This window comes from Allosphingosinicella sp. (assembly GCF_059502505.1).
Genome location: NZ_JCACEU010000019.1, coordinates 363573 through 390526 on the forward strand (window position 1 = coordinate 363573; position 26954 = coordinate 390526).

The window sequence follows — 26954 nt, forward strand, 5'->3', positions numbered from 1 at the left end:
ATCCTATGCTTTGCGGCCGAGTGCGTCGGCGATGACGGGGAAGCGGCCGGCGGCCTCTTCCAGCCAGGCCATCGCCTCCCTGATTTCCGCGCGGTTGCGGTCGCGAGACTGGGCGAGGACCTGGGCGCGCAGGTCCGGGCTATATTCGTATTCTAGACCCTTGGAGTAGCGGCGCATCAGCGGCCCCTCCACAATCTGCCGCGCCCCCGCCTCGTCGAGAGGCTGGCCGAAGAAGTGCGCGATCTCGCGCAGGCGGGCGGCCGGATCGGCGAGGAATGCATCGAAATCGCTCCAGCGCACGCTCTCGCCGAGCGCGTCGGACGCGGCGGCGAGGGAGGTCATCTCGCATGCCCAGGCGAGGGCGGCGCGCTGGCCGAAGGAGAGGTCCCAAAGCTTCCACGGCACCTCGCCGAGCCGTCGCGACAGGCGCTTGAGGCGCTGGCCGGCGAGGGCGTGGACTTCCTGCCGAGAGGTTTCGCCGGCCAGGATATTCTCCAGATAGGGAAGGGCGCCGGTATAGAGCAGCAGCGCGCGCGAGTTCCCGACGAACCGGGGCGCCAGCTCGCTGGTGAAGCTGGTCGCCTTGACGATCGCACGCTGCTCGGGGCGGAAGGTGCGGGAGAGCAGGGCGCGAAGGGTGGTGATGCGCTGGTCGAGCCATTCGGGCGCCCAAGGGCTCTCCGGCTGGCCGGACAGCATCGCCAGATCGTGGAAGTTGCGCAGCAGCACGGGCTCGCGCAGCGCGAATACGCCCGGCAGCTCGCCGAGCAGGCGCGAGATCAGGGTCGAGCCGACATGGCCGATATGGAAGATGTAGCCGGCGTCGCGGCGCGCCTCGGCGGGAAGTGCGGCTTCGAGGTCGCGCCAGGCGGCGACATGCTGAGCGCCATTCGGGGCCAGAGCGCGGTCGTCGAGGAAACTCGCGGACCGGTAATCCGCCTCGCTCTTCTCGACGAGGAGGACGCGGTCGGTCGCCGGATCGAGCGCGTGCGGGAACCAGCGCGGACTCCGGGCGACCTCGGCGAGCGGATTGGCTTGAGCGGGACGGAAGGTGAAATTCTGCATGGCGGCTGGCGCGGCGACACTAAGGCGCGCGGCGCTCCGGACGCAAATCCTTCAGGCACAAAAAAGCCGCCCACCCGAAGGCAGGCGGCTCTTTCGCAACGAGCAGGAGCTCAGGCCTCGCTGGCCGCTTCGCCCTCGCCACCGGTATTCTCGCGGGTGGCGGCGATTTCGCCGGGCTCCGCGTTCGGATCGTAATCCTCGGTGAAGCCGGCGGTGTCCTTTTCGAACATGTCGGCCATGACGTCGACGCCCTGCGCCTGGAGCTCGGCCTCTTCGGGCGAGCGGGCGACGTTGACGTGGATCGTGACCGAGACCTCCGGGTGCAGCGCGATCTTCACGTCCTGCATGCCGATATTCTTGATCGGACGATCGAGCACGATCTGGTTCTTGGCGACCTTGTGGCCCTGGGCCTCCAGCGCCTCGGCGAGATCGCGGGCGGAGACGGAGCCGTAGAGCGCGCCGACATTCGAGGCCTGGCGGATCAACTGAACCGTCGCGCCCTCGATCTTCTTCGAGTCCTTCTCGGCGGCCGAGCGGCGCTCGGCATTGTCGGACTCGATCTTGGCGCGGTTGGTCTCGAAGACCTTCCTGTTGGCTTCATTGGCGCGGAGCGCCTTGCCGCTCGGGAAGAGGAAGTTGCGGGCATAGCCGTTCTTCACCTTCACCACGTCGCCGATGGCACCGAGCTTCTCGATGCGTTCAAGCAGAATGACATCCATGTCTGCGGCTCCTTACTTCACGACGTAGGGGAGAAGGCCGAGATGCCGCGCGCGCTTGATCGCCTGGGCGAGCTCGCGCTGCTTCTTGGCCGACACCGCGGTGATGCGGCTGGGGACGATCTTGCCGCGCTCGGACACGAAGCCCTGGAGCAGACGGACGTCCTTGTAATCGATCTTCGGCGCGTCGTTGCCCGAGAAGGGGCAGCTCTTGCGGCGGCGGAAAAATGGGCGTGCCATGATGCTGTCCTTCCTTAGGCTTCGGCGTCTTCGCGGGGGGCGCGGTCGGTGCGCGGGCCGCGGTCGAAGCGATCGCCGCGATCCGGACGGTCGCCGCGCGGGCCGCGATCACCACGATCGCCGCGATCACCGCGCTCGCGGTCGCGCTCGTTGCGGCGCATCATCGCGGACGGGCCGTTCTCATGCTCGTCGACGCGGATCGTCACGTAGCGGATGACGTCCTCGTTGATCTGGGTCTGGCGCTCGAGCTCGGCGACGACACCCGGAGGCGCGTCGAAATCGAGCATGACGTAATGCGCCTTGCGGTTCTTCTGGATGCGGTAGGCGAGGGACCTGAGGCCCCAGGTCTCGGTCTTGACGACCTTGCCGCCATTGTCCTCGATGATCTTGGTGGCGTTTTCCGCCAGCGCATCGACCTGGGCCTGGGCCAGATCCTGACGCGCGAGAAACACATGCTCGTATGCCGGCATGCTCACGTCCTTCATGTTGGCCGATCGCTGACGCCGCCCAATGCGAACGCCCCTCCGGCTGTCGTCTCAAAAAGCTAACGGGGCTGGAAGGCAGCGCCTCAGCCCCGATGCCGCGCCACATGGCGGATGAGGGAGCGAAAAGCAAGCCTTCGCTTGCGCTTTCGCGAGGGCCTGGCCTACCAGCCGCCGCGACAGGAGGACCTATGCGCGCTTTCATCTTTCCCGGCCAGGGAAGCCAGTCGGTCGGCATGGGCAAGGCCCTCGCAGAGGCGAGCTCGGTTGCCCGTGAGCTGTTCCAGGAGGTCGACGAGGCGCTCGGGCAGAACCTTGCGCGGCTGATGGCCGAAGGGCCGCAGGACGAGCTGACGCTGACCGCGAATGCGCAGCCGGCGATCATGGCAAATGCGCTCGCGACGTTGCGGGTTCTGGAGCGCGAGGCGGGCCTCAAGCTCGCGGACAAGGCGGATTTCGTCGCCGGCCACAGCCTCGGCGAATATACCGCGCTCGCCGCTGCGGATGCCTTCGATGTGGCGACGACGGCGCGGCTGCTGAAGCTCAGGGGCCAGGCGATGCAGGCGGCGGTGCCGGTCGGGCAGGGAGCGATGGCCGCCTTGCTCGGCGCCAACGTCGAAGTCGCGCAAGCGGTGGCAGAGGCGGCCGCGGAGGGCGAGGTGTGCACCGTCGCCAACGACAATGATCCGACCCAGGTAGTCATCTCCGGCCACAAGGCGGCCGTCGAGCGCGCGCTCGGGCTGGCCAAGGAGAAGGGCGCCAAGCGCGCCGTGCTGCTGCCGGTCTCGGCGCCGTTCCACTCCCCGCTGATGGAGCCTGCCGCGCGGGCGATGGAGGAAGCGCTCGGCCAGGCGAACCTGCGCGCGCCGATCGTGCCCGTCTACGCCAACGTGACGGCCGCTCCGGTGGAGGAGCCCGACGATATCCGCCGGCTGCTGGTGGAACAGGTCACGGGTATGGTCCGCTGGCGCGAGAGCGTCACGGCCATGTTCGACGCCGGCGTCACCCATTTCGTCGAGTTCGGCGGGAAAGTGCTCGGCCCCATGGTCAAGCGCATCGCCCCGGACGCGACGGTGACCAGCATCGTCTCGATGGACGACATCGAAGCGCTCTTGAAGGAGATTTGAGCATGTTCGACCTCAGCGGCATGACCGCACTCGTAACCGGCGCCTCGGGCGGGATCGGGTCGGCGGTGGCGCGGGCGTTGGCGGGGCAGGGGGCGCGGGTGGCGCTTTCGGGGTCCAATCAGGCGAAGCTGGAGGCCTTTGCCGGTGAGCTCGGCGGGGATCATGTGGCGCTGGTGGCGAACCTTTCCGACGCGGCCGAGGTCGATGCGCTGGTGCCGCAGGCGGTGGAGAAGCTTGGGAAGCTCGACATCCTTGTGAACAATGCCGGGGTGACGCGGGACAATCTGGCGATGCGGATGAAGGACGAGGAATGGTCTGATGTGATCCGGATCAACCTCGAGGCGGCGTTTCGGCTGGCGCGGGCGGCGCTGAAGCCGATGATGCGGGCCAGGCACGGTCGGATCATCTCGGTGACCTCAGTGGTCGGTGCGACCGGCAATCCGGGGCAGGCCAATTATGCGGCGTCCAAGGCGGGCCTGGTGGGCATGTCGAAGGCGCTGGCGCAGGAGGTCGCCTCGCGCGGGATCACCGTCAATTGCATCGCGCCGGGCTTCATCCAGTCCGCGATGACCGATGCGCTCCCAGAGGCGCAGAAGGAGGTGCTGATGGGCCGCATTCCCGCCGGCAAGCTCGGCGAAGGGAACGACGTGGCCGCTGCCGCGGTTTATCTGGCCAGCCGCGAAGCTGCTTATGTCACGGGCCAGACGCTGCACGTAAACGGCGGCATGGCGATGCTGTAGCGCGGCAGGACTTCAATCGGGCGCAGCACTTGCCAGCGCGGGCTGGGAACGGCTAGGGCCACGTCAAACATTGCCTAGGGAAGGGTAGAATATGAGCGAGACCGCCGAGCGGGTTAAGAAGATCGTCGTCGAGCATCTGGGCGTCGAGAGCGACAAGGTCACCGAGGAAGCCAGCTTCATCGACGATCTCGGCGCGGACAGCCTCGACATCGTCGAGCTCGTCATGGCGTTCGAGGAGGAATTCGGCGTCGAAATCCCGGACGATGCGGCGGAGAAGATCACCACCGTCAAGGACGCGATCGATTATATCGAGGCCAACAAGGCCTGACGGTCGAAAGACGCGTTCACCGTTCGCCCTGAGCTTGTCGAAGGGCTGTCTTTTTCCTAGACGGCCTCCAGAAAACGCAGGGCTTCGACAGGCTCAGCCCGGACGGGTCTGGGCCTGTTCGTATTTTGGAGATTCAGCATGCGCCGCGTAGTCGTGACCGGTCTTGGCCTCGTGACGCCGCTTGGCGCCGACGTGGATACGAGCTGGAGGAACATCCTCGCGTCGAAAAGCGGCGCGCGGAGGATCACGAAGTTCGACCCGACCGACTTCGCCTGCAAGATCGCCTGCGAAGTGCGGGGAGCGGACGAGGAGAATGGGTTCGACGCCAACAAGCGCGTCGACCACAAGGTCCAGCGCCAAGTCGACCCGTTCATCATCTACGGGATCGACGCCGCCGGCCAGGCGCTCGAGGATGCCGGCCTCACCGACATGACTGAAGAGCAGCGCTACCGCGTCGGCGTGTCGATCGGCTCCGGCATCGGCGGCCTGCCGGGCATCGAGAAGGAGTCGCTGGTCCTGCACGAGCGCGGACCGCGCCGGGTCAGCCCTCACTTCGTGCACGGGCGCCTGATCAACCTCATCTCAGGCCAGGTCTCCATCAAATATGGCCTGATGGGTCCCAACCACGCGGTCGTCACCGCCTGCTCGACCGGCGCCCATTCGATCGGCGACGCGGCACGGATGATCCAGCTCGACGATGCCGACGTGATGCTGGCCGGCGGCTCGGAGTGCGCGATCTGCCCGATCGGCATCGCCGGCTTCGCCCAGGCGAAGGCGCTGTCGACCAACTTCAACGACGAGCCCGAGCGGGCGAGCCGGCCCTATGACAAGGATCGCGACGGCTTCGTCATGGGCGAGGGCGCGGGCGTGGTCGTGCTCGAGGAATATGAGCGGGCGAAAAAGCGCGGCGCGAAAATCTATGCCGAGCTGATCGGCTACGGCATGTCCGGCGACGCCTATCACGTCACCGCGCCCCACCCCGAGGGCGCCGGCGGCTACCGGGCGATGGAAGTGGCGATGAAGCGCTCGGGGCTCGATCTCGGTGACATCGACTATATCAACGCCCACGGCACCTCGACGCCGCTCGGCGACGAGCTGGAGCTCGGCGCGGTCCGCCGGCTGTTCGGCAACAATGTCGCGAACCTTTCGATGAGCTCGACCAAGTCGGCGATCGGCCACTTGCTCGGCGGCGCCGGTGCGGTCGAGGCGATCTTCTGCATCCTCGCGATGCGCGACCAGATCGTGCCGCCGACGCTGAACCTCGAAAATCCGAGCGACGGCACCGCCGGGGTCGACCTCGTCCCGCTGGTCGCCAAGGAGCGCAAGGTGAAGGCGGTGCTCAACAACAGCTTCGGCTTCGGCGGCACCAATGCCAGCCTGGTGATGCGCGCCGTCCAGTGAGGCTGCCGCTGAAGCGCCTGATCGCCCTCGGCGTGGCGGCGGGAATCCTGCTCGGGCTGGTCGCGGGCATCTGGCTGCTGACCGGCTGGAACGCAGCCGGGCCGGCCAAGCAGCCCACCGCGGTGGTGATCCCGCAAGGCGCTAGCGTGGCGAGTGCGGCGCGGACGCTGGAGCAGGCGGGCGTGCTCGCATCGGCCGACAGCTTCCGGCTGCGCGCGCGCCTGTTCGGCGACAGCGAGCCGATCCACGCCGGCGAATATGAGGTGCCGGCCGGCGCCAGTCCGTCCGACATCCTGGCGCTGCTCCAGAGCGGCAAGACGCTGCAGCGCTTCGTCATCGTGCCGGAGGGGCTTCCCTCGATCATGGTGCACGAGCGGCTGATGCGCGCGCCTTTCCTCACTGGCCCGGTGGCGGTGCCGGAGGAGGGCTCCGTCCTTCCCGACAGCTACAGCTACCAGCGCGGCGAGAGCCGGGCGGCGGTGCTGAAGCGCATGCAGGACGCGATGACCAAGGAGTTCGACGCGCTCTGGGCGAAGCGCAAGCCGGGCATCGCGGTCTCCAACAAGCATGAGGTGATCACGCTGGCCTCGATCGTCGAGAAGGAGACCGGCAAGCCTTCGGAGCGCCGGATGGTGGCGGGCGTCTACACCAATCGCTTGAAGGAAGGCATGCCGCTGCAGGCGGATCCGACCGTCATCTATCCGGTGACCAAGGGCAAGCCGCTGGGCCGCCGCATCCTCCGTTCCGAGCTCAACCGGGATAATGGCTACAACACGTACCGGATGGCCGGGCTGCCGGTGGGGCCGATCGCCAATCCTGGGCGCGAGTCGATTGCTGCCGTGCTCGATCCGGCGGAGACCAAAGCGCTCTATTTCGTCGCGGACGGGACCGGCGGGCACGTCTTTGCCAACACGCTGGCAGAGCATAATGCCAATGTTTCGAAATGGTACGCCCTGCGCCGAGCTAAGGGCGAGATGTAACGCCTTCGCGTGCTGATTCAGCCTGAGCTGGAACTGTTCGAAGTCGAAAGCCGCTAGCCGAGGCGTCGCCGGTCCTGGATCGCGGTGCGGGCGGCGATCTCGTCAAGCGGCTCGATAAGAGTGCGTCCGTGATGGCCGGTGGCGTGGATCAGCCGCTCTTCATCCACCATCAGGCCGACATGGCCCTTGAAGAAGATCAGATCGCCCCGCTTCAGCTCCGCATCCTCGGGCAGCGCCTTGCCGAGCACGCGCTGCTGGTCGCTGTCGCGCGGCGCCGGGGTGCCGCAGAGCGCAAGCGAGAGCTGGACCAGACCGGAGCAGTCGATGCCGCTGACGGTGCGGCCGCCGAGGAGATAGGGCGAGCCGTCCAGCCGCTCCGCGACCGCCACGGGATCATGCTCATAGGCATCGAGCGGACGCACGCTCGTGAACGGCATGTAGCCAGCACCGGTGCCCAGGAACCCGGAGCGCTCCTCGCCGGTCACGCGCGCGCCCATCGGCAGGGTGGCGAGGACCGGCGCGTGGATGTCGGGCTCGGCGAGGATCGGTGCATGGGCGGCAGCGACGAGGTGGGTCGGCGGTGGCGTCTCGACCAGCGCGATCGCCTCGACATAGCCGACATAGTGATCGTTGCGGCAATAGCCCCAGGCCCATCCGCCGGAAATTTCGAGGACGGCGAACTCCTCGCCCGGGAGAAGCTCGGAGCCGATCACCGCGTCAGGCGTGGGCTTGTAGCGCAGGAAGGTGGAGCGGATGCCGCAACTGCGCATCATCGGCCGGGCGTAATGCGGCGCGAACAGCTGACCGGCGAGCGCGATGTCGGCAATATCGCGGCGATAGGCGTGGACGCGCTCGTCCAGCACGAGCGACGGGCCGCTGAGGCTGAAGCGCTTAGCCGTGCTGGAGGATGAAGGGTCGCTCCTTGGCGGATCGGCGGGCAGGGGCTTCCTGCTCGATGTTGCGTTCGAATCCGTCAAGGAAATCCTGTCCCGTGCTGGTCTTGGCGACGAACACGTTGCGGCGGTCCGCCTCGTCGCGCACGCGCCGCAGATAGCCGAGCGTGCCGAGCGTGTTCAAGGCGCGTGTGATCACCGGCTTGGACACGCCGAGAATGTTGGCGAGGCCGCGCACCGTGTGCGGCCCGGGAGTGAGATAGACCAGCAGCATCAGTGCCATCTGGCGGTTGGTAAGGTCGGGCTGACCTGACCTTACATAGCTGATCAGCGTCTGCATCCAGCCTTTTAGGGAGCGTTCCGACACATTGATTCTCCGCATGGCGGGCGAGTTATGTTTCGGAAGCTAAACCAGTCAGAGACGCTTTCGTTTCGTTAACCAAAAGCTTTTTCGACGCAGGAACAGCGAGGTTCGTCTCAGCCGCCGTAGCGCCCCTTCAGCATCTGCCACGCCGCGCGAAGGCCGAGCGCCTCGCCGCCCTTCGGCCGGCCGGGCTTGGCCGAGGGCCGCCAGGCGAAGGTGTCGAGATGCGCCCACGGCAGCTCGTCCGGCACGAACCTCTGCAGGAAGAGGGCGGCCGTCACGGCGCCCGCAAGCGGCGCGTCGGAGGCGTTGCCGATGTCGGCGATGTCGGAGGCGAACATCTCATTATACGCCTTCCACAGCGGCATGCGCCAAAGCGGATCGGAGACGGCCTCGCCGCCTGCGAGCAGATCGGCGGCAAGAGCGTCGTCATTGGCGAAGAGGGCCGGGAGGTCGGGTCCGAGAGCCACCCGGGCGGCGCCGGTGAGGGTGGCGAAATCGACGATCAGCTCGGGCTTCTCCTCGACCGCTTTGGCGAGCGCGTCGGCGAGGATGAGGCGGCCCTCGGCGTCGGTATTGCCGATCTCGACGGTCACGCCCTGGCGGCTCCTGAGGACGTCGCCGGGCCGGAAGGCGTTGCCGGAAATCGCGTTCTCGACCGCCGGGATAAGAAGGTGGAGACGAACCGGCAGCCGGTTCCTGACGATGAGACCGGCAAGCCCGAGCGCATGCGCCGCGCCGCCCATATCCTTCTTCATCAGGCGCATGCCGGACGCGTTCTTGATGTCGAGCCCGCCCGAATCGAAGCAGACGCCCTTGCCGACGATGGCGATACGGGGATGCCGCTGGTCGCCCCATTCGAGCTCGATCAGGCGGGGCGCCCGATCGGCCGAGGCGGCGCGGCCGACGGCGTGGATCATCGGATAGTCGGTCGCGAGCCTGTCGCCCAATGTGACCGTCAGCTTGACGCCAGCGTCCTTGGCCAGCGCGCCTGCCGCGGCCTCAAGCTCGGCGGGGCCGAGATCCTGGGCGGGCACGTTGACGAGGTCGCGGACCAGGAAGGTCGATTCCGCCAGGTGCAGCGTCTCCTCGATCCGCGCAGGATCATCGGTGAGCAGCACGCGCGGACCCTTTTTCTGGCCCTCGCTCTTGTAACGGTCGAAGCGATACTGGCCCAGCAGCCAGCCCAGCGTCGCCGGTCCCGGGCCGCGGCCCTCGACTCGATAGGTGCCCTCGGGCAGCGTCTCGGCGGCCTTGGCCAGGCACCAGGGGCTGAGCTCGTCGACATTCGCGACGCCGAGGACGGCAGACCAACCCGCTTTTTCGCCGGGCAGGATGGCGAGCTGGGAGCCTTCGCCCTTGAAGCCCTGCGCCGCCGCTGCGCCCCGGATCCGCTCCGGCTGGCCCTTCAGCCAATCCTCGACGTTCTTCTTGTCGACGAGGTGCAGCGCAGTGGCGGGCTGGCCCTTGTCGGCCTGGAGCAGCGAGGCGAGGTCGGTCATGCGGCGACGGGGACTCCAAAGAGGTCGTGCTCGTCGGCCTCTTCCACCAGCACCTTCAGGATGTCACCCGCTTTTGCATGCGGCGCGTCGCGGAGGTGCACTTCGCCGTCTATCTCCGGCGCGTCGGCATAGGAGCGGCCGGTGGCGCCGCCTTCGCCATCGGCGAGGTCGATGATGACGTCCAACGTGCGGCCGACCCTGGCCTGGAGCTTCGCGGCGGAGATGGCGGCGGTCTTCTCCATGACGCGGGCGTAGCGCTCTTCCTTGACCTCTTCGGGCACTGCGCCCGGGAGATCATTGGCGGCAGCGCCGGCGACGGGCTCGAAGCGGAAGGCGCCGACGCGGTCGAGCTGGGCCTCGTCCAGCCATTCGAGCAGATATTCGAAGTCCGCCTCAGTCTCGCCGGGGAAGCCGACGACGAAGGAGGAGCGGATCGCGATGTCCGGGCAGATCGCGCGCCAGGCGCGGAGGCGCTCGAGCACCTTCACCTGGTTCGCGGGACGCTTCATCGACTTCAGCACGGACGGGGAGGCGTGCTGGAACGGGATGTCGAGATAGGGGAGGATCAGCCCCTCGGCCATCAGCGGGATGACCTGGTCCACATGCGGATAGGGATAGACGTAATGGAGCCGCACCCAGGGCGCGATCTTGCCAAGCTCGCGGGCGAGATCGGTCATGTGGGCGCGCACCTCGCCGCCCTTCCAGGGGCGCGGCTGGTGGCGGATGTCGACGCCGTAGGCGGAGGTGTCCTGGCTGATCACCAGCAGCTCCTTGGTACCGGCGGCGACGAGCTTCTCGGCTTCGCGCAGGATCGCGTCGGGGCGGCGGGAGACTAGGTCGCCGCGCAGCGACGGGATGATGCAGAAGCGGCAGCGGTGGTTGCAGCCCTCGGAAATCTTCAGATAGCTGTAGTGGCGCGGCGTGAGCTTGAGGCCGCCTTCCGGCACCAGGTTGAGGAAGGCGTGGGGCGGCATCGGCGCGGCGTCGTGGACGGCGCCGACGACCTGCTCATATTGAGCGGGGCCGGTGACGGCGAGCACGTCCGGGAAGCGCTCGCGGATCACCTCGGCTTCCGTGCCCATGCAGCCGGTGACGATGACGCGGCCATTTTCGGCGATCGCCTCGCCGATTGCGGCCAGGCTCTCTTCCTTGGCCGAATCGAGGAAGCCGCAGGTGTTGACCAGCACCACGTCGGCATCGTCATAGTCGGGCGACAGCGCATAGCCGTCGCTCCTGAGCTTGGTCAGGATGCGTTCGGAGTCGACCAGCGCCTTCGGACAGCCGAGCGAGACCATGCCCACCTTGGGCGGGGAGGGAAGTTCTAGAGCCATGGGATGCCGGCCACATAGGCGCTCGGCACGAATTTTACTAGGATCAAGAGCGGCTTCCCTTTACGTCCCCGGCAAGCGGGTCCCGCGGTAAAGGAAGGGACGCGTCGGGAGGCAGTGAGGCGTGGCATTGGGGGATCTGTCTCAAGGCGGCAGCGCCGGCTTCCTCAGCGGCGGCGGCGAGATGGGCGCGCTGATGCGCGCGCACGATTGGTCGGACTCGCCGCTTGGCCCGCCCGAAGGTTGGCCCGAATCGCTCCGCGCCGTCGTCGCGTTGATGATCAACTCGCGCTTTCCAATGTTCATCGCCTGGGGACCAGAACTCGCCTTCCTCTACAATGACGCATACGCGCCGATTTTCGGCGCCAAGCATCCGCACATGCTGGGTCGCCCCTTCCGCGAGGCATGGTCCGAGATCTGGGAAGACCTCCTTCCGCTGATCGAGCGCGCGCTGGCGGGGGAGCCGACCTTCAACGAGGACCTCCATCTGGTGATGGAGCGAAACGGCTATCCCGAGGACACCTGGTACAGTTTTTCCTATTCCCCCGTGCGCGACGAGAGCGGGTCCGTCGCGGGCATGTTCTGCGCCTGCATGGAGACAAGTCAGCAGGTGCTCGCGGCACGCAAGCTGAGCGAGCAGCGCGAGCGCCAGCAGCGGCTGTTCCAGAAGGCGCCGGGATTCATCGCCATCCTGCGCGGTCGGGACCATGTATTCGAGTTCGTCAACGAAGCCTATGTGAGGCTGATCGGCGGGCGTGACCCGACGGGGCTGGCGGCGCGGGAGGCGCTCCCTGAAGTGGAGGGGCAGGGCTTCTTTGAGCTGCTCGACACCGTCTATTCGAGCGGCGAACGCTATAGGGCCGACGGCATCTCAATCCGCCTGCGGCGCACGCCCGAAGGGGCTTCCGAAGAGCGCTTCCTCGACTTCATCTACGAGCCGATCATCGACGAATCTGGCCGCGTCACCGGCATCTTCGTCGAGGGTCATGACGTCACCGAAGCACGCGGGGTCCAACAGGCGCTGCGGGCGAGCGAGGAGCGCTACCGGCAGATCGTCGAGGGCGCGGAGGAATTCGCCATCGTCACTCTCGACGATCAGGGCACCATCACCGGCTGGAACAGCGGCGCGGAGCGGATCATGGGCTTCTCGCCCGAGGAAGCGCTCGGGCAGCCCAGCAGCCTCTTCTTCACGCCGGAAGATCGCGCGGCCGGCGTTCCGGACCACGAGATCAACCGCGCCTATGTCGATGGCCAGGCGCAGAACGAGCGGTGGCATATCCGGAAGGACGGCAGCCGCTTCTGGGGCTCCGGCCTTATCATGCGGCTGGAAGACAGCGGCGGCTATCTAAAGATCTTCCGCGACCGCACCGTTGAGCATCAGGCGGAAGCGGAGCTGAGACGAAGCGAGGAACGCTTCCGCGAGCAGTTCGAGAATGCCAACGATTATATCTTCACGGCCGACCTCGAGATGCGGATCGTCGAAGGCAACCCGGCGATCGCCGCGGCGCTGGGCACAACGCCGGAGGAGCTGACCGGCCGATCGATTGCCGAGTTCCTGCCACCCGAGATGCACGAGCGCTCGAAGCAGATGTTCGCCAGCAAACTGTCGGGCGGGTCGGAATCGACGCGTTACGAGACCCAAGTCTACGGCGCTGAAGGGCAGCTGATGACGTGGGAGATCAACTCCCGGCTCACGCGAAACCACGAGGGCGCCCCAACCGGTTTGCACGCCATCGCTCGCGACGTGAGCGAACGCCGCCGCGCCGAGGATGCCCTGCGCGAGAGCGAGGCGCGGCTGCGCGCGCTGACCGACCATCTCCCCGGCGGCATGGTCTATCAGATCGCGACCGGCGCCGACGGCGCGGCCCGCCGCTTCGTTTATGTCTCGCAAAGCCATGAGCAACTGACTGGAATATCCGCGGAGGCCGTGCTCCAGGATCCGGCCATCCCCTACCAGCTGATCCATCCTGACGACCGGGGAACGGTAGCAGCGGCGGAGGGGGAGGCGATCCGGACCCGCACTTTCTTCGACGTGCAGGCGCGGTTCCGGCGTGCCGACGGCGAACTGCGCTGGTGCCGGATCATCTCGGCACCACGCGAGCAGGCGGACGGGTCGCTGATCTGGGACGGCATCCAGATCGACATCACGGATCAGAAGCGCATCGAGGCCGAGCTGCGCGATCGCGAGGCGCAGCTGCGGTTGGTCACCGAGTCGCTGCCGGTGCTGATCTCCTATGTCGACGCGGATTGCCGTTATCTGTTCGCCAACAAAGCTTACGAAGGCTGGTTCGACATCAGCCGCGACCAGGTGATCGGCAGAACCATGGCCGAGGTGCTGGGCGAGAAGGCCTTCGAGCAGATCCGCCCGTCGGTCGAGGCGGTGCTGCGTGGCGACCGGCAGGCGTTCGAGCGGGAGCTGCCCTACCAGTACGGCGTCTCGCGGTACGTCCATGTGGACTATGTGCCCAATTGGCTCGACGGCCAGGTCATCGGCTTCTACGCGCTCGTCAACGACGTCACCGAGGCCAAGCGGATCGAGCATGCCCTGCGCGACAGCGAAACGCGGCTGCGCGAGCTCAACGAGACGCTGGAGCGGCGGGTTGAGGAGCGCACCGACGAGCTCATCCAGGCGCAGGAGCAATTGCGGCAGTCGCAGAAGCTGGAGGCGATGGGCCAGCTCACCGGCGGCGTCGCGCACGATTTCAACAATCTGCTGACGCCGATCATCGGCTGCCTCGACCTGCTGAAGCGCCGCGGGCTCGGCGGCGACCGCGAGCAAAGGCTGATCGACGGCGGGCTGCAATCGGCCGAGCGGGCCAAGACGCTCGTCCAGCGGCTGCTCGCCTTTGCCCGCCGCCAGCCGCTCAAGTCCGGCGCGGTCGACGTGGCGAGCCTCGTCGCGGGCATGGCTGACCTCATCGCCAGCACGTCGGGGCCGCAGGTCCGGCTGGTAGTCAATGTGGCGGAAGAGCTTCCCGCTGCGCTAGCCGACCCGAACCAGCTCGAAATGGCGATCCTCAACCTCAGCGTGAACGCCCGCGACGCGATGCCTAACGGCGGCACACTTACCATCTCGGCCGCGCCCGATGCGGTCGGCGCAAGCCACCGTTCGCAGCTGAAGCCTGGCGACTATCTGCGCCTGTCGGTGGCTGATACCGGTGTGGGCATGGACGAGGCGACGCTGGCGCGAGCCATCGAGCCTTTCTTTTCGACGAAGGGCATCGGGAAGGGCACCGGCCTCGGCCTGTCGATGGTGCATGGCCTGGCCGCGCAATTGGGCGGCGGCTTCGCGATCAGCAGCCGGCCGGGGCTCGGCACCTGCGTCGACCTGTGGCTGCCGCTGACCGAAAGGTCGGCCGCGGAGCCGGAGGAGGCAGGGCCGAGGCCGGCCGCTGGACGCGGTCGCGGCACGGCCCTGCTCGTCGATGACGAGGACCTGGTGCGGATCAGCACCGCCGACATGCTGTCGGAGCTCGGCTACCAGGTTGTTGAGGCGGCGTGCGCCGCGGACGCACTGGTGAAGCTCGGCGACGGGCTCAATATCGACCTGCTCGTCACCGATCATATGATGCCGGGCATGAGCGGCGCCGACCTTGCCCGCGAGGTGCGCGACCGCCGGCCCGGATTGCCGGTGCTGATCGTCTCCGGCTATGCCGAGGCCGAAGGCGTCGCTCCGGACCTGCCGCGGCTCACCAAGCCTTTCCGGCAGGCGGACCTCGCCGCCACCCTGTCGAGCCTCGCTGGCGGAGACCCGGGCTCGGCTTAAGCATTCCCGGGGCCGCTACAGGTGTCCGCACTCTAGCCAGAGGCGCCGCGCTCCGCCTAAAGCCCTTGCGAAACAAGGGACCAGAATGAGCGATTCCAGATCCGCGCCTTATGTCGAGCAGCTGAAGGAGATCTTCTCCGAATCCGTCCAGAATCTCCAGCGCGCACTCGCCCGCTTCATCGAGGCGGGGAAGATCCCCGATGCGAATTGGCGCAAGGACGGCGCCTTCGCCTATCCGGAACTCCGCATCCGCTATCATGGAGATCCCGCGAAGTCGCCGACCGGCCGCGCCTTCGGACGACTGACCGCGCCGGGCCTTTATGCCCAGAGCGTTACTCGCCCCGAGCTGTTCGAGGATTATCTGGCCGAGCAGATCGACTTCCTGCTCGGCAATTACGACGTCGAGGTAGAGGTCGGCCGCAGCCGCCAGGAGATCCCCTACCCGTACGTGCTCGGCGATCTCGAGCTGGGCGACGTCGCTTCGGCCGATCTCGCCCGCTGGTTCCCCTCCACCGAGCTGGCTGCGATCGGCGACGAGATCGCCGACGGCCATTGGTGGGCGAGCGCGTCGGGCGCGCAGCCGCTGGCCTTGTTCGATGCGCTGAGGGTCGATTTCTCGCTGGCGCGGCTGAGGCATTATTCGGGCACCGAGCCCGAGCATTTCCAGCGCTACATGCTGTTCACCAACTATCACCGCTATGTCGACGCGTTCGTGCGCTGGGCGGTGGAGCAGGTGCGCGACCCGAACAGCCGCTACACGGCGCTGGCAGGGGCGGGCGGCCTGCTGATGAGCGGGGGAGATGAGGCCGATCCCGACAAGGTGATCGCGGAGGGGACGTGGCGGCGCCACCAGATGCCGGCCTATCACTTGATCGCCGACGGCGGGACCGGCATCACTTTGGTCAACATCGGTGTCGGGCCGTCGAATGCGAAGACGATCACCGACCATCTGGCGGTGCTTCGGCCCGAGGCGTGGCTGATGATCGGCCATTGCGGCGGCCTCAGGGAAAGCCAGAAGATCGGCGATTATGTGCTCGCCCACGCCTATCTGCGCGACGATCACGTGCTCGATGCGGTGCTGTCGCCGACCGTGCCGATCCCGCCCATCGCCGAGGTCCAGCAGGCGCTCCAGGAGGCGGCGCTGCAGGTCAGCGGCGAGGACGACGTGGCGCTCCGCCAGCGGCTGCGCACCGGCACCGTCGTCACCACCGACGACCGCAACTGGGAGCTGCGCTACTCATCCTCGGCCTTGCTGTTCAACCAGTCGCGCGCCGTCGCGATCGACATGGAATCGGCGACGATCGCGGCGCAGGGCTATCGCTTCCGCGTGCCCTACGGCACCTTGCTCTGCATCTCCGACAAGCCGCTTCACGGCGAGATCAAGCTGCCGGGCCAAGCCAACCGCTTCTACGAGCGCGCGATCGGCGAGCATCTGATGATCGGCATCGCCGCCTGCGAGCTGATGCGCACCAACAGCCGCCGGCTCCACAGCCGCAAGCTGCGCGCCTTCAACGAGCCGCCTTTCCGCTAAGCGGGGCCGAGCTCGCGCTCCGCACGGCGGGTAGGGATGATCTCGACGATGCAGTCGCCGGGGCGCAGCGACGCTGCTTCCGGCTCCCAGAAGCCGTAGGGCATGCCGTCGCGATAGACGCGCACGCCCAGCCCCTTGGCGATCGCCGACAGCGGCTTGCCGCATTCCTCCGGCAGCACGTCCCGCTCGGCGAGCCGGACCCGCCCGCTCGACGAGGCAAGGTCGGCGAGATAGTCGGATATGTGCGCGCCGTGAGTGGAGCCTGCCAACAGCAGGCCGGCGAAGCTGACCGGATTGATCACGGTCGTCGCCCCGGCCTGGCGGGCGAGCAACTCGTTATCCTCGTTGCGCACCGCGACGCTGATCTTGAGCTTGGGCGCGAGATGGCGGGCCGTCAGCGTGATGAGGATGGAGGCATCGTCGCTGCCGGCGGATATGACCATCGCCCGGGCACGCTCGATATGGACGGCCTGGAGCGTCTTGTCGCGAGTGGCGTCCGCCTCGAGCACGGCACAGCCGAGCGCTTCGGCACGCTCCAGCGCGGCGCGCCTGGGGTCGACCACCACCAGGTCCTGCGGCCGCTCGCCAAGCGCGATCAGCTCGTCCAGCGCTTCCGAGCCGCTGGTTCCGGAGCCGGCGATGATGATGTGATCGGAGAGATTTCGCTGAATGCGTTCCATGCGCCATTTTTCCCATGAGCGGCGGAAGACGAGATTGTAGGCGGTGCCGACGAAAATCAGCACGAAGAAGATGCGGATCGGCGTCACGACGAACGCATCGAACATCCGCGCTTCGGGGCTGACGGGGACGATGTCGCCATAGCCGGTCGTCGTGATGCTGATCGACGTGAAGTAGAGGATGTCGAGGAAGTCGACGACCCCGTCGTGCGTGTCCTTCAGGCCGTCCCGTTCGAGCCAATGGACGAGCACGGCGAGCAGGAGCAGGCCCAGCACCAGGGCTACCCGCCAGGCGATCTGCGCCCATACGGGCAGCGGGCTCTTGCGCCGCAGGGTGACACGATCGGGCCCGCGCGGCCGGCGGCCCATCAGGAATAGAGCTCTGCCAGGCGGCCAAGCGACGGGCCGTGGGTGAGATCGAGGTGGAGCGGCGTCACGGCGACATAGCCGTCGGCGATCGCCTCGAGATCGGTGGAATGGCTCGGCGTCTCGATCATCGGGCCGAGGCCGAACCAGAAATACTCATATCCGCGCGGGTCGGTGCGCTGGACGATGCGCAGGCGCCCATAGTCGCGCAGACCCTGCTGGGTGACGCGGACGCCCTTCACCTCCTCGGGCGCAAGGGCGGGGAAGTTGACGTTGACGAGGGTGCGCGGCTCCATCGGGCTGCTGACGATCGGCCGCAGCACCTGCTCCGCCCAGGCCTCGGCAGCCGCGAAGGGAACGGTGTCGCCCATGCCTTCCTTTGCATAGCTCTGGCTGAGCGCGACGGACGGGATGCCGGCCAGCGCGCCTTCCATCGCTGCGGAGACGGTGCCCGAATAGGTCACGTCCTCGCCCAAATTCGCGCCGCGGTTGACGCCGGACAGGACGAGGTCCGGCGGCTGGTCCTTCATGATGTGGGCGATCGCCATCATTACGCTGTCGGTCGGCGTGCCGGTGACGCAGAAACGGCGTTCGCCAAGGCGCCTGAGGCGCACCGGCTGGGTGAGGGTGAGCGAATGGCCTGCGCCGGACTGTTCCTCCGTCGGCGCGACGATCCAGATGTCGTCCGAGAATTTGCGAGCGATCCGTTCGAGCACCTTGAGGCCGGTGGCGTTCACGCCATCGTCGTTGGTGAGCAGGATCCGCATCGCCGAGAGCTATGGCGACGAGCCGGTTGGCAGGCAAGCCGGCGCGGCAACCATCCCCCCCATGCGGCGTTCATCTTGAAACCGGTAAGGAGAGCGCAATGCAGGTTCCGCACAACAGTTTCGTCGTCGTCGCAGACGGTGCCAAGATGCTGTTCTTCCGCAACGAGGGCGATGCCGAGTTCCTGAAGCTGGAGATCGAGCGCAAGCGCGAGCAGGAAGACCGGCCCGACCGCGACTGGAAGACGGACGGGCCCGGCCGGACCTTCGACGCGTCCGGCGGCGCGGGGCGCAGCGCCTATGAAGAAACCGACTTCCACCAGCTGGAAGAGGACCGCTTCGCGGCGGACACGGCCGAGCTGCTCAAGAAGCGGGCGCTCCGGAACGACTTCGAATCGCTGATCATCGTCGCTCCGCCGCGGACGCTCGGGGAGCTTCGCAAACATTATCATAAAGAGGTCGAGAAGCGCCTCGCCGGGGAGATCGCCAAGGACCTGACCGGGCATCCGGTCGAGGAGATTGAGAAAATCATCAGCGCGCAATAGGCTGCGGGCCGTGGGGCCCTGGATCAACAAAGGGGCATTGATGAGGAGTGGAAATGAAGGTTCGTAACAAGCTTATACTGATCGGTCTCGCGGCCTCCGCGGCGGCTCTCCAGCCGGCGGCGGCGCAGACGGCTTCGGCCACGGCCAGTTTCTCGGCCGGCGCCAAGGTCAGCGATACCGCCGGCGGCGATGTCGGCACCATATCCAGCGTCGACGGCGACTATGTGATCCTGAAGACCGACAAGCACGAGGTGCGGCTGCCCAAGACCTCGTTCACCGCCCATGAGGGCGGCTTCATCATGGCGATGACTCGGGACCAGGTGAATGCCGCGGTCGAGCAGTCGCTCGCTTCCGCGGCCGAGAAGATCGTCGTCGGCGCCACCGTCACCGGCTCGCAGGGCTCGACGGTTGGAACGATCGACGCGCTCGACGATCAATTCGTGACGGTAAAGCTCAGCTCCGGCAAGCTCGTCCGGCTGCCCCGGACGGGCCTCGCGCCGGGCCCGAACGGCGCCGTCATCGGCATGACCGTGGCCGAACTCGAAGCGGCTGCCGGCGCTGCCGGCGAGACGGAGGGCGGGGCGCAGTAAGCGCCAACACGCTCACGCAAAAGAAGAGGCCGCGTCCGCACCCGGACGCGGCCTTTTTCTTTGTACTTGGTGCTCAGGCTTCCGAGCGCGCTATCTTGCGTCGCGCGACCAGAGCCGCGGCGGCCGCACCGAACAGGATCATCATCGGCGGTGCGGGAACCGGCGTGCCGCCATTCGACCCGCCGGTCGAGCCGTGGCCGCCCGTCGAGGTCGAGGTGCTGGTGCTCGTGCTGGTCGACGTGCTGGTGCCACCGCCGAAGCTGCTCGACGAGGTCGACGTGGACGTCGAGACGTTGCCGCTCGAGGACGAGGACGTCGAGGTCGAAACGTTTCCACTCGACGAGGAGGAGACGTTGCCGCTCGACGAGGATGTCGAGGATACGTTGCCGCTGGACGTGGAGGTCGAGCTGCCGCCGGTCGAGGTGGAGGTCGAACTTCCGCCCGTTGAGGTGGACGTGGATCCGCCGCTAGTCGAGGTCGAACCGCCGCTGGTCGAAGTCGAGCTGCCGCCGGTGGAGGTCGATCCGCCGCTGGTGCTCGAAGTCGTCGACACGCCACCGGTCGAGGTGGAGACGCCGCCCGTCGAGGTGCTGGTGGAGGCGGTGAAGATGGCGTTGCCGCCGCCGCCGCCGAAGAAACCGCCGCTGAAGAAGCCGCCGCCGAAGCCGCCGCCGGGGAAGCCGGGGCCGACGATCACCGCAGGGACGCCACCGCCGCCGCTGACCACGGGGGCCACGGGCGGGAGCGGGTATGGCACCGGAGGCGGCGCGATGCCCGGATAGGTGATGGTGCGGGTGGTGGTGGTCGTGCCCGGCGTCACCACGCATTCGGTGCGCTTGACCTGGGCGACTCGCTTCACGCGCTTCGGACCCTTGGTCTGCCCCTTCACATAATAATCGGCGGGCTTGGCCTTCGCCTTCTGGATCAGCGCGGGCCGGGCCGGCGGGTTCGCCGCCGTATAGACCGCGCCGCCGCCGATGATCGCTCCGCCGGCGGTGCAGGCGCAGAGTTTCGACAATGCCATTTTGACGGACATGCTACGCACCCTGTTCCTGGGCGGCCGCGAATAGAGGAGGATCCGCTACTCTCAGGCTGCCTCTAACCTCTCTCGACCAATGCCAAAGCGGCCCCGGAGTTCAAGTCGTTAACCAGTAAAAGCGCCCCGATTCGAGCCGTCTGACTGGTTCCGTCCCATAACTGAACAGAGTGGCGGACCTTATGAACTTCAGGGCTGCCGCACTTGACTGAACGACATGGTTAATGGCCGGGACGAGGAGCTTTGTCGCAGCTGCGGCGGCTTCGAGTCGGAGGCGGCAGAATAGTGGTCCCGCCGCACGCCGCCGCCCGTCAACGGGACAAATATGTCACGCCGCCGCCTCAAAATGGGAGAGCTTTTCGACCGCTTTTTGAGTGACTTGTATGATGCCGTTCGCACGCGTATAGGCGCGCTGGGGCAAGCGCCGACAAATCCCGCTTACAAAGACGGGCGGCGCACTTGGTTCGCGGCTCGGTCCGTACCACCGGCCGCAGAGGAGCGGAGGGGTTATGGCTACGGCAATTAGCGGCATCTACGACAGTCAATATGGCGTCGCGCGCGGGGTGGTTCCGGAGACGGGTTACCAGCCGAGCGCGAACGAGGAATTCATGAATCCGCTTCAGCTGGAATATTTCCGGCAGAAGCTGCTCAACTGGAAAGAGGCGATCGTCAAGGAATCGCGCGACACCATGGCCCAGCTGAAGAGCGGGCCGATGCGCGAGCCCGACCTCACCGACCGTGCGTCGAGCGAGACCGATTGGGCGATCGAGCTTCGCACCCGCGATCGTCAGCGCAAGCTGATCAGCAAGATCGACGCAGCGCTGCGCCGGATCGAGCAGGGCGAATATGGCTTTTGCGAGGTCACCGGCGAGCCGATCTCGCTGGCCCGCCTGGAAGCGCGTCCGGTCGCGACGATGACCGTCGAGGCCCAGGAGCGGCACGAGCGCAACGAGCGCGTCAGCCGCGACGACTGAATTGGATTCTCCCCTGCTTCGGCAGGGGAGGCCTTCGGGGACAGGCTTGGGCGGTTGCCGCCTCTCAGCTCCTTTGCGGCAATCTCAGGCTTCAGCCCGTCGCCGGCGTTGAGCCATTATGAAGCGGCTACTCAGCCCCGACTCAATCGAGTGGGGCTGAGGCTGTTCAGGTTATCGGATGTCGGTCAGTTCAGGCGATGCCGACGATCGCTTCCTTGACCCTCAGCTTTTCTTTCTTGAGGCGGGAGAGAGTCGCATAATCGGGGTGCGGTCGCAAATTTTCCTGGCTGATGCGGGCATCGAGATCAGCATGCTTGCTCTGCAGTGCCGAGATATGCGCGTTCTGCATTCCCATCTCCTTCGCTTGTGATGTGGCCGTTAGAACATCCCCTGAGACCTTTGTCTCCCGCCGGTCGGACGGTCGCCCGATATATACGACGATCCGTTGATGGACTATCTATAGCCCAGTTGCGGAGCGTTGAGTAGCGGCCGTTGGGGGCATGAGCGATATGGAAGCACAGGAGGCGGCCGCGACGGCGCGGCTCGCCACGCTGAGGATGGAGCATCGTGATCTCGACGCCGCGATCGAGGCGCTGCGCGCAGCGGCGGGCCAGGACCAACTCCAGATCGCCAGGCTGAAGAAGCGCAAGCTGAGGCTCAGGGACGAGATCAGCGCGCTCGAGGACATCCTCATCCCGGACATAATTGCCTGAGCTTCTGTTCTGCGGCGGGACGAGTGCCCGTTCGCATTGATTGGCCGTTCACCGCCGCCGCCCGCTGTGGCAGGCTCTGCATCCATGAGCACGACTCCGATCCGCGCCCGCCTGACACCCAAGCTCGTCGACTCGCTTTACGTCGAGGCGATGGTGCTCGCCGACGAGGCGCGCGCCTATTTCGACCGCAACGGCCGCGACGACCGGATGGCGCTCGACCCGCTGCTGAGGGTCGGCTTTTCGGTCGAGTCGCTGAAGGTGACGACGCGGCTGATGCACGTCATCGCCTGGCTGCTGACCCAGCGAGCGGTCGAGGCGGGCGAACTGACCCCGGCGCAGGGTCGGGCGAAGACGCGGCGACTCGGCGATGCGCCGGTCAGCGACGAGACGGTGGTGGGGAAGCTGCCGGACGGCGCAGTCCATCTCGTGAAGGCGAGCCAGGAACTGTTCGCCCGTGTGAGCCGCCTCGACGAAGGCAGCGTCGAGGCCGAGCCGAAGCCGAGCCCCGCGCGGAGCCTGATGAGCCGGCTGGAGCGCTCGCTCTGATCTTGGACTCGGTCTCCCGCGCCCGCTAAGCCGGGGCGATGAAGGCGTACGAATTCACTTACGGACCGAAGCTGATCTCCGGTGCGGGGTCGGTGGGAAGACTCGGTGGGCTGTTGCCGGGAGGGCAATGCCTCTTCGTAACCGACGCGAAGCTTCGGGAGCTCGGCCTCGCCGACGCCGCGTTGGAAGCATTGAGCGAGGGCGGGATAGAACCTGTCATCTTCGACGCGGTGGAACCAGATCCTTCACAGGCTACGTTGCTGGCTGCGGTGGAGGCGGGGAAGGACTGTGCCTCGGTGGTCGGGTTCGGCGGCGGCAGTCCGATGGATGTCGCCAAGCTCGCTGCTTATCTGATCGGCAGCGGCGACGATCTCGAGGAGATCTGGGGCGTCGGCAAGGCGACGGGTGCACGGCTGCCGCTGGTGCTGGTGCCGACCACGGCGGGGACGGGTTCGGAGGCGACGCCGATCAGCGTGATCACCGTCGGCACCAGCCTGAAGCTCGCCGTCAATAGCTGGCCGCTGGAACCCGACTGGGCGATCCTGGATGCGGAGCTGACAATCGGCCTGCCGCGCGAGGTGACGGCGGCGACCGGCATCGACGCGATGGTCCATGCGATCGAGGCCTATACGTCGGCGCGGCTCAAGAACCCGATGTCGGACCTCTTGGCGCGCGAGGCGCTTCGGCTGCTCAGGGAGAATTTCCTGCGGGCGTGCGACGAGCCGAATGATCGCGAGGCGAGGGGGGCGATGCTGCTCGGCGCACATCTCGCCGGCGTCGCCTTTGCCAATGCGCCGGTGGCGGGGGTGCATGCCCTGGCCTATCCGCTCGGCGGGCATTTCCACGTGCCGCACGGCCTCTCGAACGCGCTGATGCTGCCGCATGTGCTGGGGCACAATATGCATGCGGCGATGCCGGCTTATGCGGAGCTTGGCGTGCTGCTCCAGCCGGCGCTGGCGGCGCAGGGCATGCAGGCGCAGGCGAACGGGCTGATCAAGACGCTGGAGACGCTGTCGGCGGCGGCCGGCGTGCCGCGGCGGCTGCGCGAGGTGGGAGTGGGTGCCGAGCATCTCGACCTGCTCGCGAGCGAAGCGATGAAGCAGGATCGGCTGCTGGTGAACAATCCGTGTCCCATCACTGAGGCGGATGCGCGGCGCCTCTACGAGGCGGCGCTTTGAGCCGCGCGCCGTTCAAGGGCCGGGAGCATTACAAGGTCTGGCGCGAGATCGGGACGCGCTGGGCAGACAATGACGCCTATGGGCACGTCAACAATGTCGTTTTTTATGCCTGGTTCGACACCGCCGTGAATGCGTGGCTGATCGAGCAGGGGCTGCTCGACGTGGTGGGCGGGGATCCGATCGGCCTGGTCGTGGAGACCGGCTGCCGCTATGCGAAGCCGCTCACTTACCCGCAGCCCATCGAAGTCGGCTTGGCAGTCGAGAGCGTCGGGACGTCCAGCGTCCGGTATCGCCTCGGGGTCTTTGCCCGGCAGGACGACGAGGCTGCCGCGGAAGGGCATTTCGTCCACGTCTATGTCGGCCGCGAGAGCCGCCGTCCGGCTGAGCTGCCGCCTGCATGGCGTCAGGCGTTCGAAAGCATTACCGGCTAGAAGCGGGTCTTGCGGCTGAGTTCGGCCTTAGCGGCCTCATATTCGCGGGCGAGGCGGGCGATATAGTCGGCCGCCGGCTGGACCTCGCGGATCGCGCCGATGCCTTGGCCCGAACCCCAAATGTCGCGCCACGCCTTCTTGGCGCTCTCGCCGCCGCCGAAGTCCATCGTCTTGAGATCGCCTTCCTGAAGCTTGTCCGGGTCGAGCCCCGAGGCGGCGATCGACTGGCGGAGGTAGTTGCCGTGCACGCCGGTGAAGAGGCTGGAATAGACAATATCGGCTGCACGACCTTCGACAATTCCGCTTTTATATTCGGTGCTTGCAGCGGCTTCTTCAGTCGCGATGAAGGGGGAGCCGATATAGGCGAAGTCGGCGCCCATCGCCTGGGCAGCGAGAATCGAGCGGCCGTTGGCGATCGCCCCTGAGAGGATCAGCGGCCCCTCGAACCACTCGCGTATCTCCTGGACGAGCGCGAACGGCGAGAGCGTGCCGGCATGGCCGCCGGCGCCCGCCGCGACGGCGATCAGGCCGTCGGCGCCTTTCTCAACCGCCTTGCGGGCGAAGCGGTCGTTGATGATGTCGTGGAGGGTGATGCCGCCCCAGCCGTGCACCGCCTCGTTCACCTCGACCAACGCCCCGAGCGACGTGATGACGATCGGCACCCGCCACTTGGCGCAGGTCGCCATGTCCTGCTGGAGCCGGTCGTTGGAGCGGTGGACGATCTGGTTGACGGCGAAGGGCGCTGCCGGCCGGTCAGGGTTGTCGCGGTCCCAGGCGGCCAGTTCCTCGGTGATGCGGTGGAGCCATTCGTCGAGCAGCGACTGCGGCCGCGCGTTGAGCGCCGGGAAGGAGCCGACGATCCCGGCCTTGCACTGCGCGATGACCAGGTCAGGATTGGAAACGATGAAGAGCGGGGCGCCGATCACCGGCAGGCGAAGGCGGGTGAGCGGCGGCGGCAGCGTCATGGCGACACCCTTAGCGACGGCGCCTTGCGCGTCAACGTGACGGGTTAGAAACGGCTGCCGATGACGAAGGACAGCCGCGGGTCGTGCGACTCGCCGAACGCGCCGTCTTTCAGAGGAACGCCCACTTCGAAAGCCGCCTCATGGCTGGGTCCGAGCCGGATGCGGACGCCGCCGCCGGCCGAGACGAGCGAGCCGCCGCCGCTGCCGCCGTCATAATTGCCGACGCTTCCGGCATCAGCATAGGCGTAGAGCTGGGCGCCGCGGAGCGGGGTCGCCGGGCGAGGAAGATCGAAGCGCAGCTCGGCCGAACCGGCAATGCCCTTGTCGCCCGAAAATTCGCGATAATCGTAGCCGCGCAGGAAATAGCGACCGCCGAGGCCCATTTCCTCGCTGGAGAGCAGGGCGCGCGAGGCAGCCTGCGCTTCGCCCGTAAGCTGAAGGCTGAACGGGCCGCCGAGCGGAACATCGAGGCGCGTCCAAAGGTCCATTTTTGAGAAGACGGCGCTTCCCTCGTCGCGCGAGGCGAGCGGATCGCCTGCGTGCGTCGCATCGAAGATGCCGAGGCCGCGGGTGAAGGTAAGGCGTGCGCGCAAGCGTGCTTCGCCCACTCTGGCAACGACGAAGCTGCTGGCCCGGAGCATGGCGAGGCGATCGTCGCGGACGAGGATGTCCTCCCGCGTCTGCTCGGCGTCGCGCAGGTTGAACTCGACGTCCGTCCACAGGCTCAAAGCACGGCGACGGAGGACGGGGTGGCTGACGCCCACGGTCGCTTCGAGGCTGCGGCCTTCGAAGTCGCGATCGGAGAGGATGCCGCCGGGCTCGGACCGTGCGGCATAGCCGCTGACGCTGATCACCGTGCCTTCGCTGTCGACGACGGTGTCGTAAGCCGCGCGGACGAGCCCGAACTCGTCGGGCTGCAGCGGCGTGCCGACGGCGCTCAAGGTGAGTCGGTCGCCGATGCCGAGCAGCCGGTTGAGCGCCAGCGCGACCTGCGCTCGGACGGGACCGACCGTGTCGGAACCCCAATTGTCGAGAACGACGCCGCCTTCGGTCCGGTCCAGCCAGGTACGGACCACCAGCAGGTTGCGGCCGTTGCGGCGCTCGAGCCGTGCCTTGCCCACCGTGACGCCGGGAAGGTCGCCGGCGAGGAGAAGCCGCTTCTCCAGCCAGCGGGTCGGGATCGGGTTCCCCGTAGCGAGTGGGGCGAGCAGCGCCTCCACCGAAGCGGTGGCGGCGCCCGATGCGGAGATCTCGTCCACGCGTCCTTCGTCCACCACCAGGACGAGTTCGCCGCCCTCGATCGTCTGCTCCGGGACCCAGGCGGTGGCGAGGCCGTAGCCGGCGCGGCGGGCGACGCGCGCTATCGTGGAGGCAAGTGCGCGCAGATCGCGGGCAGCGAGGTCACGGCCGAGGAATGGCGCGGCGGCGGCCAGGTAAGCAGAGCTGGGGATGGCGACCGAGCCGCTGATCCTGAGGGTGTCGATCCTGACCGGCCGAGTCAGCGCGGATTGACCCGCTCCATCTCGATCGAGGAGCGGAGTCGCGGCGCCGTCTTCCTTCCGCAGGACCTCGCGCGGGTCCTTCAGCTCCTGCTCGACCACGGAAGGATCGGAGCGATCGACGGGATTCTGCGCGCCGGTCGTCGTAGCCGCTGCCGGCACCGCCGCGAGGCTCATCAGCATCCAGGTTAACAAGGTGTATCGCAT

The 26954-nt window shown here is 67.0% G+C and carries 28 protein-coding genes and 1 pseudogene; 16 read left to right on the forward strand and 13 right to left on the reverse strand.

Going from position 1 to position 26954, the window contains the following annotated elements:
- Nucleotides 1-3: 3 nt before the first annotated feature.
- The 4 genes from AC5JBD_RS14305 to rpsF form a co-directional block, all read right to left on the reverse strand.
- Nucleotides 4-1065 (reverse strand): hypothetical protein, encoded by a 1062-nt coding sequence (locus tag AC5JBD_RS14305; RefSeq protein ID WP_495722486.1) that lies wholly within the window; start codon nt 1063-1065, stop codon nt 4-6.
- Nucleotides 1066-1175: 110 nt separating this feature from the next.
- A complete protein-coding gene (gene rplI / locus AC5JBD_RS14310) occupies nt 1176-1784 on the reverse strand; it encodes a 50S ribosomal protein L9 (protein ID WP_495722487.1) in 609 nt (202 codons plus the stop codon).
- A 12-nt stretch (nt 1785-1796) separates the two neighbouring features.
- On the reverse strand, nt 1797-2021 hold the full coding sequence (gene rpsR / locus AC5JBD_RS14315) for a 30S ribosomal protein S18 (RefSeq protein WP_295371920.1): 225 nt from the start codon (nt 2019-2021) through the stop codon (nt 1797-1799).
- A 14-nt stretch (nt 2022-2035) separates the two neighbouring features.
- On the reverse strand, nt 2036-2491 hold the full coding sequence (gene rpsF / locus AC5JBD_RS14320) for a 30S ribosomal protein S6 (protein ID WP_495722488.1): 456 nt from the start codon (nt 2489-2491) through the stop codon (nt 2036-2038).
- Between the two features lie 203 nt (nt 2492-2694).
- Between rpsF and fabD the strand changes: the two genes are divergently transcribed.
- The 5 genes from fabD to mltG all read left to right on the forward strand — a co-directional run bounded on the left by fabD (nt 2695) and on the right by mltG (nt 7079).
- Nucleotides 2695-3630 carry an ACP S-malonyltransferase gene (gene fabD / locus AC5JBD_RS14325; RefSeq protein WP_495722489.1) on the forward strand — a complete coding sequence of 312 codons (936 nt, stop codon included), beginning with the start codon at nt 2695-2697 and terminating at the stop codon, nt 3628-3630.
- A 2-nt stretch (nt 3631-3632) separates the two neighbouring features.
- Nucleotides 3633-4370 (forward strand): 3-oxoacyl-[acyl-carrier-protein] reductase, encoded by a 738-nt coding sequence (gene fabG, locus AC5JBD_RS14330; RefSeq protein WP_495722490.1) that lies wholly within the window; start codon nt 3633-3635, stop codon nt 4368-4370.
- A 91-nt stretch (nt 4371-4461) separates the two neighbouring features.
- Complete coding sequence (locus AC5JBD_RS14335; protein ID WP_495722491.1) at nt 4462-4698, forward strand: acyl carrier protein; 237 nt, start codon at nt 4462-4464, stop codon at nt 4696-4698.
- A gap of 138 nt (nt 4699-4836) precedes the next feature.
- Nucleotides 4837-6099, forward strand: a complete 1263-nt coding sequence (gene fabF, locus AC5JBD_RS14340) for a beta-ketoacyl-ACP synthase II (protein ID WP_495722492.1) — start codon at nt 4837-4839, stop codon at nt 6097-6099.
- Nucleotides 6096-7079, forward strand: coding sequence for an endolytic transglycosylase MltG (gene mltG / locus AC5JBD_RS14345; protein WP_495722493.1), 984 nt, complete (start codon nt 6096-6098; stop codon nt 7077-7079). Before fabF ends, mltG begins: the two co-directional genes overlap by 4 nt.
- 53 nt (nt 7080-7132) lie before the next feature.
- Here mltG and AC5JBD_RS14350 read toward each other — a convergent pair whose 3' ends face one another.
- The 4 genes from AC5JBD_RS14350 to rimO all read right to left on the reverse strand — a co-directional run bounded on the left by AC5JBD_RS14350 (nt 7133) and on the right by rimO (nt 11169).
- Nucleotides 7133-7942, reverse strand: coding sequence for a C40 family peptidase (locus AC5JBD_RS14350; RefSeq protein ID WP_495722494.1), 810 nt, complete (start codon nt 7940-7942; stop codon nt 7133-7135).
- A 28-nt stretch (nt 7943-7970) separates the two neighbouring features.
- On the reverse strand, nt 7971-8312 hold the full coding sequence (locus AC5JBD_RS14355) for a MarR family winged helix-turn-helix transcriptional regulator (protein ID WP_495722495.1): 342 nt from the start codon (nt 8310-8312) through the stop codon (nt 7971-7973).
- Nucleotides 8313-8449: 137 nt separating this feature from the next.
- Nucleotides 8450-9838, reverse strand: coding sequence for a leucyl aminopeptidase family protein (locus AC5JBD_RS14360; protein ID WP_495722496.1), 1389 nt, complete (start codon nt 9836-9838; stop codon nt 8450-8452).
- The gene (gene rimO, locus AC5JBD_RS14365) at nt 9835-11169 is read right to left on the reverse strand and encodes a 30S ribosomal protein S12 methylthiotransferase RimO (RefSeq protein WP_495722497.1); all 1335 of its coding nucleotides are present in this window, start codon (nt 11167-11169) and stop codon (nt 9835-9837) included. The genes AC5JBD_RS14360 and rimO overlap by 4 nt, the downstream gene beginning before the upstream one ends.
- Nucleotides 11170-11464: 295 nt before the next feature.
- Between rimO and AC5JBD_RS14370 the strand changes: the two are divergent.
- The 3 genes and pseudogenes from AC5JBD_RS14370 to AC5JBD_RS14380 form a co-directional block, all read left to right on the forward strand.
- Nucleotides 11465-13330: pseudogene (locus tag AC5JBD_RS14370) on the forward strand (PAS domain S-box protein); the annotation flags it as partial.
- A gap of 9 nt (nt 13331-13339) precedes the next feature.
- A complete protein-coding gene (locus AC5JBD_RS14375; protein ID WP_495722756.1) occupies nt 13340-14932 on the forward strand; it encodes a hybrid sensor histidine kinase/response regulator in 1593 nt (530 codons plus the stop codon).
- A gap of 85 nt (nt 14933-15017) precedes the next feature.
- The gene (locus tag AC5JBD_RS14380) at nt 15018-16463 is read left to right on the forward strand and encodes an AMP nucleosidase (protein ID WP_495722498.1); all 1446 of its coding nucleotides are present in this window, start codon (nt 15018-15020) and stop codon (nt 16461-16463) included.
- Here the strand turns inward: AC5JBD_RS14380 and AC5JBD_RS14385 are convergent.
- Both AC5JBD_RS14385 and surE read right to left on the reverse strand, forming a co-directional pair.
- Nucleotides 16460-17509, reverse strand: a complete 1050-nt coding sequence (locus AC5JBD_RS14385; protein WP_495722499.1) for a potassium channel family protein — start codon at nt 17507-17509, stop codon at nt 16460-16462. The genes AC5JBD_RS14380 and AC5JBD_RS14385 overlap by 4 nt on opposite strands.
- Nucleotides 17509-18273, reverse strand: coding sequence for a 5'/3'-nucleotidase SurE (surE, locus tag AC5JBD_RS14390; RefSeq protein ID WP_495722500.1), 765 nt, complete (start codon nt 18271-18273; stop codon nt 17509-17511). The genes AC5JBD_RS14385 and surE overlap by 1 nt, the downstream gene beginning before the upstream one ends.
- A 98-nt stretch (nt 18274-18371) precedes the next feature.
- On the opposite strand from surE, the gene AC5JBD_RS14395 reads away from it, so the two are divergent.
- From AC5JBD_RS14395 to dksA, 4 genes are all read left to right on the forward strand, one after another.
- Nucleotides 18372-18815: a host attachment family protein gene (locus tag AC5JBD_RS14395; RefSeq protein WP_495722501.1), complete on the forward strand. Its 444-nt coding sequence runs from the start codon at nt 18372-18374 to the stop codon at nt 18813-18815.
- Between the two features lie 53 nt (nt 18816-18868).
- The gene (locus tag AC5JBD_RS14400) at nt 18869-19405 is read left to right on the forward strand and encodes a hypothetical protein (RefSeq protein WP_495722502.1); all 537 of its coding nucleotides are present in this window, start codon (nt 18869-18871) and stop codon (nt 19403-19405) included.
- Nucleotides 19406-19500: 95 nt separating this feature from the next.
- Nucleotides 19501-20187 (forward strand): hypothetical protein, encoded by a 687-nt coding sequence (locus AC5JBD_RS14405; protein WP_495722503.1) that lies wholly within the window; start codon nt 19501-19503, stop codon nt 20185-20187.
- Between the two features lie 763 nt (nt 20188-20950).
- A complete protein-coding gene (dksA, locus tag AC5JBD_RS14410) occupies nt 20951-21415 on the forward strand; it encodes an RNA polymerase-binding protein DksA (protein ID WP_495722504.1) in 465 nt (154 codons plus the stop codon).
- A 190-nt stretch (nt 21416-21605) separates the two neighbouring features.
- On the opposite strand, the gene AC5JBD_RS14415 is transcribed toward dksA, so the two are convergent.
- Nucleotides 21606-21764, reverse strand: a complete 159-nt coding sequence (locus AC5JBD_RS14415; protein WP_495722505.1) for a YdcH family protein — start codon at nt 21762-21764, stop codon at nt 21606-21608.
- A gap of 151 nt (nt 21765-21915) precedes the next feature.
- On the opposite strand from AC5JBD_RS14415, the gene AC5JBD_RS14420 reads away from it, so the two are divergent.
- The 4 genes from AC5JBD_RS14420 to AC5JBD_RS14435 all read left to right on the forward strand — a co-directional run bounded on the left by AC5JBD_RS14420 (nt 21916) and on the right by AC5JBD_RS14435 (nt 24283).
- Nucleotides 21916-22128 (forward strand): DUF465 domain-containing protein, encoded by a 213-nt coding sequence (locus AC5JBD_RS14420; protein WP_495722506.1) that lies wholly within the window; start codon nt 21916-21918, stop codon nt 22126-22128.
- A gap of 84 nt (nt 22129-22212) precedes the next feature.
- Nucleotides 22213-22674, forward strand: a complete 462-nt coding sequence (locus AC5JBD_RS14425; RefSeq protein ID WP_495722507.1) for a DUF1465 family protein — start codon at nt 22213-22215, stop codon at nt 22672-22674.
- Nucleotides 22675-22712: 38 nt separating this feature from the next.
- Nucleotides 22713-23852 (forward strand): iron-containing alcohol dehydrogenase, encoded by a 1140-nt coding sequence (locus AC5JBD_RS14430; protein ID WP_495722508.1) that lies wholly within the window; start codon nt 22713-22715, stop codon nt 23850-23852.
- Nucleotides 23849-24283: an acyl-CoA thioesterase gene (locus AC5JBD_RS14435; RefSeq protein ID WP_495722509.1), complete on the forward strand. Its 435-nt coding sequence runs from the start codon at nt 23849-23851 to the stop codon at nt 24281-24283. Before AC5JBD_RS14430 ends, AC5JBD_RS14435 begins: the two co-directional genes overlap by 4 nt.
- Here AC5JBD_RS14435 and AC5JBD_RS14440 read toward each other — a convergent pair.
- Both AC5JBD_RS14440 and AC5JBD_RS14445 read right to left on the reverse strand, forming a co-directional pair.
- Nucleotides 24280-25248 (reverse strand): NAD(P)H-dependent flavin oxidoreductase, encoded by a 969-nt coding sequence (locus AC5JBD_RS14440; RefSeq protein ID WP_495722510.1) that lies wholly within the window; start codon nt 25246-25248, stop codon nt 24280-24282. The two genes, AC5JBD_RS14435 and AC5JBD_RS14440, sit on opposite strands and share 4 nt — an antisense overlap.
- Before the next feature lie 44 nt (nt 25249-25292).
- Nucleotides 25293-26954, reverse strand: coding sequence for a ShlB/FhaC/HecB family hemolysin secretion/activation protein (locus AC5JBD_RS14445; RefSeq protein ID WP_495722511.1), 1662 nt, complete (start codon nt 26952-26954; stop codon nt 25293-25295).